Here is an 8,759-nt window from a genome sequence, read left to right as displayed (position 1 = left end):
TTGTTGATTTTGTAAATCAAATCTTGAGTGTTTACTTATCTTAACATGATTTGGTTTTTTTACGCCTACCTACTTAAGTGATTTACAGATACATAGGCTTAAGAAGCCGGCAACCGAAGTATAAGCCAAACTAAACTTAGTCTTTCGCTCTGTGCGATGGTAAAGAGGCGATGGTAAAGAGCGAGCAATCGTCACATCACTTGATAACTTTAGCATCAAATTATCTTACGGTAGATTTTGTAATATTTCTTAGATAAGTCAGCATTTGCTGATTAATTGACTTCACATTGTGTTGCGTCTTGTCAAAACGCGGTTAAACAAGTTGCATCGCAGCGAAAAACTCTGGTTAAAAGTCCTAAGATTTAATCGAAGTTGTTAATCTCCGGTTAGTTTCGTGACCCGAGCAAGTACCGCCATTGGAGTCAGCCCTATTATCAAGGATATTGTGCAGAAAAAGGCGCTAGCAACCCGACTAACGGTGAAGGAAATTTTCTATGTCTGGATGCTGGCGATTGACGAGTTGGACGAAAAGCGCTCGCAATAATTGGCCCATCAGGTAGATCAGATGCAGGTGAAAGGGGAGATTTGAGGGGAGAAGGGCGATCGGGCTTTTGGTGAAGTGAAAAAGCCGAGCGACCCTCAAGTCACTTATGCGATCGAGTTGCCCTCTAAAAAGGGTTTACGTGCAACGAATGCTGCATGAGCTTTTGGCAAGTTGTACTCACCATAACTACCTATGATTTCAACTTGAAAACCTACGCGATCGAGTGCTTCAGCAATATCTTTTGCCTTGTACAACCGCAAACAGTGTATTTCATCATCTCGCCTGTAGGTTTCCCCTACTTTACGAAGAGAAATGATGCGGCGAATTAAAGTTTCATTCTCTTGATTTTCTTCCTTCTCAACCAGAACTATCCAATCTTTTCCTTCGGTGAATCCTTTGGTTGTGTTTCCTGCTACAATCTGTCCGGGATCTGCAATGTCAAAAATGAAAACACCGCCCTCGGTTAAGGCGTGATAAATGCGACGGAAAAATTGCACCAGGTTTTGGCGATCGTTGTCTGCATCAAACAGATAATTCAAACATTCGCCGATCGAGGTGACAGCATTACACGGTGGGATATCAGTTTTAAACAGCGACTCAACTCGAAACTCGCCATCTGGCACTCTTTTTCGGGCAATTGCAATCAAAGACTCAGAAATATCAACTCCCAGAACACGATAACCAGCCTTTCTGAATTCTAGTGCTGATAATCCGCTGCCACAACCCAAGTCCACGACTAAACCTTCTTCTAGGTTGTTTTGGGCCAAGATATTCAATATACCAGGGGCAGATTTGAGAGCATAATCGCTATGCCCAACATCATGAATATATGCGAGGTCTTCCTTGTACCACTGTGTCATGACTTCGTTCCAGCAGACTACCTCAAAAATTTAGTTGCAATCGCACTTTTATTCCTGCTTGACAGACTCAGCCAACCACTTTGCATTGTCCCGCCGATAAACATTAATCGAACTGCATTTTGTTTCGACCCATCGATCTTATTCCATCCATCCGTTACATCCGTTACACAATCCGTTGCCGAACTTCCTCCTGCTATACAAAAAAATCCCCCGCCAGAAGGCAGGGGATTTCATTTAATTACCTAGAAACCAGAGTTCAGAGTTACCCGAATTTCCCGGCTGTCGAGGCAATTACAAAGGCCGCGTAAGTGAGGACGTTGCCCACAGTAAAGTGAACTAAGCCAACCAAACGACCTTGGACGATGGACAAAGCAACAGGCTTGTCTTTCCAGCGAACCAAGTTAGCCAAAGGAGTGCGCTCGTGAGCCCAAACCAAAGTCTCGATCAACTCTTGCCAGTAACCTCTCCAAGAGATCAGGAACATGAAACCAGTTGCCCAAACAAGGTGTCCGAATAAGAACATCCAAGCCCAGACTGACAAGTTGTTAGTACCATACGGGTTGTAACCGTTGATCAACTGAGAAGAATACAGCCAGAGGTAATCGCGGAACCAGCCCATCAGGTAGGTAGAAGACTCATTGAACTGAGCCACGTTACCTTGCCAGATGCCCAGGTGCTTCCAGTGCCAGTAGAACGTTACCCAAGCTAGGGTGTTCAACATCCAGAATACAGACAGGTACATCGCGTCCCAAGCAGAGATGTCGCAAGTACCGCCACGGCCGGGGCCGTCGCAAGGGAAAGCATAACCGAAGTCTTTTTTGTCCGGCATCAGCTTAGAACCGCGTGCATCCAGAGCGCCCTTGACCAAGATCAAGGTGGTGGTGTGCAAGCCTAGTGCGATCGCGTGGTGAACCAAGAAATCGCCAGGTCCGATCGCCAAGAACAGAGAATTAGTACCGCTGTTAATCGCATCCAACCAGCCTGGGAGCCATACGTTGCCGTAGTTGGGCCAAGCGGTAGAAGCAATGCTGTCAGGGTTAGACAACAGCACGTCCATGCCGTAGAGAGCTTTTCCGTGAGCAGCTTGGATGAACTGTGCGAACACTGGTTCAATCAAGATTTGCTTTTCAGGAGTTCCGAAAGCAACTACAACGTCATTGTGAACGTACAAGCCGAGAGTGTGGAAGCCCAAGAACAGCGACACCCAGCTCAAGTGAGAGATAATCGCTTCTTTGTGCTGCAACACGCGATCGAGCACGTTGCCTTTGTTTGCTTCAGGATCGTAGTCCCGCACCAAGAAGATAGCTCCGTGGGCGAAAGCGCCGACCATGATGAATCCAGCAATGTACTGGTGGTGGGTGTAAAGCGCAGCCTGAGTCGTGAAGTCCTTACCTATGAAAGCGTAGGGAGGCATCGCGTACATATGCTGTGCTACCAAGGAGGTAATTACGCCCAAAGCAGCGAGGTGAAATGCCAGTTGGAAGTGCAGAGAGTTGTTGTAGGTTTCATACAAGCCTTGGTGAGGCAAGTTGAACTGTCCTTCACTCTTGCCGCCGACCAAACCAGCCTTAGAATCCAACATCTCTTTGATGCTGTGACCGATACCGAAGTTAGTCCGGTACATGTGACCGGCAACGATAAACAGAACTGCGATCGCCAAGTGGTGGTGAGCGATGTCTGTCAGCCACAGGGATTCTGTTTGAGGGTGGAAGCCACCCAAGAAAGTCAGAATTGCGGTTCCAGCGCCTTCGGAAGTACCGAAGACATGGTTTGCTGCATCTGGATTCTCGGCGTATACGCCCCAGTTACCACTGAAGAACGGAGCCAAACCGGCCGGGTGAGGTGGGGTAGACAAGAAGTTGTCCCAACCTACGTGCTGTCCGCGAGATTCGGGGATAGCAACGTGAACCATGTGACCAGTCCAAGCCAAAGAGCTGACACCGAACAAACCAGCCAAGTGGTGGTTGAGGCGAGATTCAGCATTTTTGAACCAAGACAAGCTGGGGCGGTACTTGGGTTGGAGGTGCAACCAACCTGCGAACAGGAATACAGCGGCCAGCAGTAACAAGAAGATAGCTCCTTGATACAGGTCGGCGTTTGTCCGAATCCCTTGGGTGAACCACCAATGGTAGACACCGGAGTAAGAGATATCCACCGGGTTAGAAGCGCCCCCTTGAGTGAAAGCTTCTACAGCAGGAGCGCCGAATTGCGGGTCCCAAATCGCGTGAGCGATCGGGCGGACGTTTAGAGGGTCTTTAATCCACTGTTCAAAGTTACCTTGCCATGCTACGTGGAACAGGCTGCCCGATGTCCACAAGAAAATGATTGCTACGTGGCCGAAGTGAGAAGCAAAAATCTTTTGGTAAAGATTTTCTTCGGTCATGCCATCGTGGCTTTCAAAGTCGTGTGCTGTGGCAATCCCGTACCAGATCCGCCGTGTGGTCGGGTCTTGGGCAAGGTCTTGGCTAAATTTTGGAAATTTCGTTGCCATAAGCCTTGATTAATCCTGAATCCTGAACAAAATTGAAGGGATTCGGTTCGGAGTTTGGATTCTCGATTTGAGATTCCTCCCAAATCGAGAATCCAAAACCTAGGGGTAGTTTACCCTACCGAAATGATTCGCGCTAGGAAAAATGCCCACGTAGTGACAATTCCTCCTAGGAGGTAGTGAGCTACACCCACAGCCCGACCCTGAATAATGCTCAGAGCGCGAGGCTGAATCGACGGAGCTACCTTGAGCTTGTTGTGAGCCCAAACAATCGACTCAATCAGTTCTTGCCAGTAGCCGCGGCCGCTGAACAGGAACATCAAGCTGAAGGCGAAGACGAAGTGTCCAGCTAGGAACATCAGACCGTAGGCCGACAGTGCCGAACCGTAGGACTGAATCACCTGAGAAGCTTGCGCCCAAAGGAAGTCCCGCAGCCAGCCGTTAATCGTGATCGCACTTTGTGCGAAGTTGCCACCGGTAATGTGAGAAATTGTGCCGTCTGGCGATACTGTTCCCCACACGTCCGACTGCATTTTCCAGCTAAAGTGGAAAATCACGATCGAGATGCAGTTGTACATCCAGAACAAGCCTAGGAACACGTGATCCCAACCAGAAACTTGGCAGGTGCCGCCACGGCCTGGGCCGTCGCAAGGGAACCGGAAGCCCAAGTTGCCTTTGTCAGGAACCAAGCGAGAACTGCGTGCAAACAACACGCCCTTCAAGAGAATCAGGACTGTAACGTGAATGGTGAAAGCGTGGATGTGGTGGATCATGAAATCCGCCGTACCCAACTCGATCGGCATCATCGCTACTTTGCCGGCGACTACTACTGCACCGCCGCCAAATGCGTGGCTGACGATTTCCGTAGCATTAGGCGCTGTTGTGCCCGGAGCCAAGGCGTGGATGTTTTGCACCCACTGGGCAAATATCGGACGCAACTGAATCCCGGTATCCGAGAACAAATCTTGAGGACGACCGAAAGCGCGCATCGTGTCGTTGTGAACGTACAAACCGAAGCTGTGGAAGCCCAAGAATATACAAACCCAGTTCAGGTGGGAAATGATCGCATCTCTATGACGGATCACGCGATCGAGCAGGTTATTGACGTTGCCGCTCGGTTCGTAGTCCCGAACCATGAAGATTGCTCCGTGAGCGGCTGCTCCAACAATCAGGAATCCGCCAATCCACATGTGGTGGGTGAACAGGGATAGCTGAGTCGGGTAGTCGGTCGCGATGTACGGATACGGAGGCATCGCGTACATATGCTGAGCCACGATGATGCTCAAAGAGCCCATCAGTGCCAAGTTAATCGACAGTTGCGCGTGCCAAGAAGTAGTCAGGATTTCGTAGAGACCTTTGTGACCTTCACCAGTGAAGGGGCCTTTGTGGTTCTCTAGGATTTCTTTCATGCTGTGGCCGATGCCCCAGTTCGTCCGGTACATATGACCAGCGACGATGAATAGCACTGCCAAAGCTAAGTGGTGGTGTGCTGTATCAGTCAGCCACAAACCGCCTGTGGTGGGGTTCAGACCGCCTTTGAAGGTCAGGAAGTCTGTATATGCGCCCCAGTTGAGGGTGAAGAAGGGGGTTAAACCTTTAGCGAAACTCGGGTAGATGTCAGCCATCAAGCCCGGTGTCAAAATCCACTCGTGCGGCAGGGGGATGTCGGCAACTGTTTTGATCAGCTTGCCGCCGACTGTCAGCGGTGCACCTGCATCGATCGCGTCCATGCAAGCATTGATCGGCAGAGCCACGTGAATTTGTTGTCCTGCGAAGCCCAAGCACCCGCAGCCTAACAAAACTGCCAAGTGGTGGTTCATCATCGATTCCACGTTCTGGAACCATTCCAGTTTCGGAGCGCGGACGTGATAGTGGAACCAACCGGCAAACAGCATCAAAGCTGCCATTACCAGGGCGCCGATCGCAGTGCAATATAGCTGGTATGAGTTAGTGATGCCGTTGGCGCGCCACAGTTGGAATAGACCAGAGGTGATCTGAATCCCGTGAAAGCCGCCGCCTACATCTGCATTTAAAATTTCTTGACCAAAAATCGGCCAGACCACTTGAGCGCTGGGCTTGATGGCTGTAGGATTTGTCAGCCAAGCTTCGTAATTGGAAAATTTAGCGCCGTGGAAATATGCGCCGCTCAACCATACGAAGATTACTGCCAAGTGGCCGAAGTGAGCGCTAAAGATTTTGCGCGAAACGTCTTCTAAGTCACTTGTATGACTGTCAAAGTCGTGAGCGTTAGCGTGGAGGTTCCAAATCCAAGTGGTGGTTTTTGGCCCCTTAGCTAGAGTGCGATCAAAATGACCGGGTTTTGACCACTTCTCGAAAGAAGTTGGAACCGGATTTTTATCGACTACTACCCTAGCTTTTACCTCTCGCTCTGGAGGACTAATGGTCATGAAGACTCTCCTCTCGGTAAGACAAGGAACGAGAACTGAACACTGTACCGGACACTCCCCACGCTTGATTAGGCGGGGGATTCTCGAAAAAGCCGACACTACACGGCACTTTACTCTTTGCAGAGCTAGACCCAGGTGCATCGTCTCCCCAAGCATTTTGCTTCTGTGAAGAAGCCAGTTTCCCAGTGTCGCTAACAATGTGCCTGGGTACTGCCAACTCTTCTCGCTATCTGGAGCCGCCGATCGCGTCCTTGATTCAGACTTGATACGGCTGCTCCTTTTGAGGGAGTTTTATGAATTATAAGCTTGCTAGAGAAGTATTAATCGCTTGTTAACAATACTTAAAAAAGGCTCAATTCTTGATGTAATAACGCCTTTAAATCCCACAGTCCCTCGAAAAAGTCAAGGGGTACTGCCATTAACTTTACAAAACTCAAAGATAAGGTAATTTAGGAATACTCATTTGTAGATATATAGCCTTTCTCAGTAACATGAGGTGATCACGCGGGCATAGGGCATAGGCCTCCGTGGGCATAGGGCATAGGCCTAAGCCTAAGCCTAGGACTCACCCCCATACCTCACCACGCTTGAGAACCGCTATATGTTTGGCAAAAAGGCTGCGGCAATTAAGAGTCGGAGAGGATGGGTTGCCCGCTGCTGCCTCAATCCGGGTTCCTACGCGACTTGGGAATTCCAAAGCCGGCAATTCCCCAATACTAAATTCATTTTTGGGCTATAGTTCCCTATGAGAAGGCTTCTAGGAGTATGGTTGCGTGATTGGGATCAATTGGCACAGAACGGTTGCGGGCAGGCTGGTGGCATTGTTCGCAGTAGCAGTATTAATTTTGGGTTTAGCAAGTTGTGGCGCGGGCCATCCCGAATTGCCCAAATCAGGGAACAAGATCGGCTCAGCTACCGCCCCAGTAAACAGAATCTCAGAGGTTTCTCCCCCAGAAGCCATTCAACAACTGCGTCAGGCTCTAGAAATCTACCAGCCTCAAATTAGTATTTTGAATCCAAAACCTGACGCAGTGCTTCAGGATATAAATGTATCTGTTGAGTTCCAAGTGAAGGACTTGCCCATTTTCAAAGATGCAAACTTGGGTTTGGGCCCCCATCTGCAAGTTTTATTAGACAACCAACCTTATGCAGCAGTTTACGACATCAAACAACCTTTAACGCTCTCCGACTTAGAACCCGGAACCCATACCCTGCAGGTGTTCGCCGCCCGCCCTTGGGAAGAAAGCTTTAAAAACGAAGGTGCCGCAGCTCAAACCACCTTTCACATTTTTACCAAAACAGACAATAATAATCCCGATCGAACATTGCCCCTATTAACGTACAACAGCCCGCAGGGCAGCTACGGGGCAGAACCCATCCTGCTCGACTTTTACTTGACAAATGCCCCCGCGCACGAAGTGGCGCAAGAAAATTCCCAAGATGAAATACTCGATTGGAAAATTCGAGCCACAGTCAACGGCCAAAGCTTTGCGATCGATCAGTGGCAACCTATATATCTTAAAGGATTCAAACCAGGGAAAAACTGGGTACAGCTAGAATTAATTGACGAGCGGGGAAATATCGTCAAAAACGCCTTTAATAATACAGTCAGACTGATAAATTTCCAACCGCTCGGCCAAGAGCCTCTTTCTAAATTAGTGCGGGGCGAACTAACAGCAGCAGAAAGTCGCGGTATAGTCGATCGTACCTACCAAGCCCCCGAACCGACACCAACCCCAACCCCCGAACCGACACCGACACCTGCATTAGAAAAAACACCAGTTGTCCAACCCTCACCAGCGGTTCCAGAAACCCCTGTTACCCAACCGAGCTTAGAGCCAACAGTCGCTCCCGAAATTGCTCCCATTCAAGTAATAGAACCAACACCGACAGCAACCCCCCAACTCGAAGCGCCGAAAATTGTAGAACCAATTCAAGCAATAGAACCGACACCGACAGTAACCCCCCAACTCGAAGCGCCGAAAATTGTAGAACCAGTTCAAGTAATAGAACCGACACCGGCAGCAACTCCACAGTTAGAAACCCCGAAACTTGTTGCACCCGTTAAAATAATAGAACCGACCCCAACAGCATCTCCCCAAACAAAAAAACAGGAATATAAAGGATACTACAATCGGTTCCGCAACTTCTTGCGTCAAGAACCCCAACCTGCTAATCCTTCAGAGCCACCAACCCTGCCAGAAATAACAGAAAAAGCTCCAGTACCAAAAGTAGTTGCTCCCGCAATACCAGAACAGTCTCCCAATCTTGTACCGCCAACGCCACCAGTTGCCGCTGAAACTCCTAGCCAGCCAACCAGCGAATTAGCCCCTCCCGAAACAACAGTTTCCGAACCAGAAAATCAGCCAAAATCCGAACAAAAAGTCGAATTTGCCACCTAACAAAATCTTCCTGGGCTTCGTGGCATGGGCGTCCCGCCCGTGATCCAGTAGAATTTG

General features: G+C 49.2%; 5 protein-coding genes. 2 read left to right on the top strand and 3 right to left on the bottom strand.

Annotation, left to right across the window (positions count from 1 at the left end; all coding sequences use genetic code 11):
* Positions 1-394 precede the first annotated feature (394 nt).
* Positions 395-544, top strand: a complete 150-nt coding sequence (locus QUA16_RS12835; protein ID WP_333103714.1) for a hypothetical protein — start codon at positions 395-397, stop codon at positions 542-544.
* A gap of 104 nt (positions 545-648) precedes the next feature.
* Here the strand turns inward: QUA16_RS12835 and QUA16_RS12830 are convergent, their stop codons facing one another.
* From QUA16_RS12830 to psaA, 3 genes are all read right to left on the bottom strand, one after another.
* A complete protein-coding gene (locus QUA16_RS12830) occupies positions 649-1,404 on the bottom strand; it encodes a class I SAM-dependent methyltransferase (protein ID WP_333103715.1) in 756 nt (251 codons plus the stop codon).
* A 262-nt stretch (positions 1,405-1,666) separates the two neighbouring features.
* Entirely contained in the window at positions 1,667-3,895 is a 2,229-nt protein-coding gene (gene psaB / locus QUA16_RS12825; protein WP_333103716.1) for a photosystem I core protein PsaB, read from the bottom strand.
* Between the two features lie 110 nt (positions 3,896-4,005).
* The gene (gene psaA / locus QUA16_RS12820; protein WP_333103717.1) at positions 4,006-6,300 is read right to left on the bottom strand and encodes a photosystem I core protein PsaA; all 2,295 of its coding nucleotides are present in this window, start codon (positions 6,298-6,300) and stop codon (positions 4,006-4,008) included.
* A gap of 773 nt (positions 6,301-7,073) precedes the next feature.
* Here psaA and QUA16_RS12815 point away from each other — a divergent pair.
* Positions 7,074-8,702 (top strand): hypothetical protein, encoded by a 1,629-nt coding sequence (locus QUA16_RS12815; protein ID WP_333103718.1) that lies wholly within the window; start codon positions 7,074-7,076, stop codon positions 8,700-8,702.
* The last annotated feature ends 57 nt before the right edge of the window (positions 8,703-8,759 follow it).

This window comes from Microcoleus sp. S13_C3 (assembly GCF_036700905.1).
Lineage (GTDB): Bacteria > Cyanobacteriota > Cyanobacteriia > Cyanobacteriales > Microcoleaceae > Microcoleus.
Note: the sequence above shows the minus strand (reverse complement) of the source record. Positions and strands in the feature narration are given on the sequence as shown.

Excerpts from the sequence above, each read along its gene's own strand:
- psaA (WP_333103717.1), bottom strand. The coding sequence starts at position 6,300 with ATGACCATTAGTCCTCCAGAGCGAGAGGTAAAAGCTAGGGTAGTAGTC.
- psaB (WP_333103716.1), bottom strand. The coding sequence starts at position 3,895 with ATGGCAACGAAATTTCCAAAATTTAGCCAAGACCTTGCCCAAGACCCG.
- QUA16_RS12830 (WP_333103715.1), bottom strand. The coding sequence starts at position 1,404 with ATGACACAGTGGTACAAGGAAGACCTCGCATATATTCATGATGTTGGG.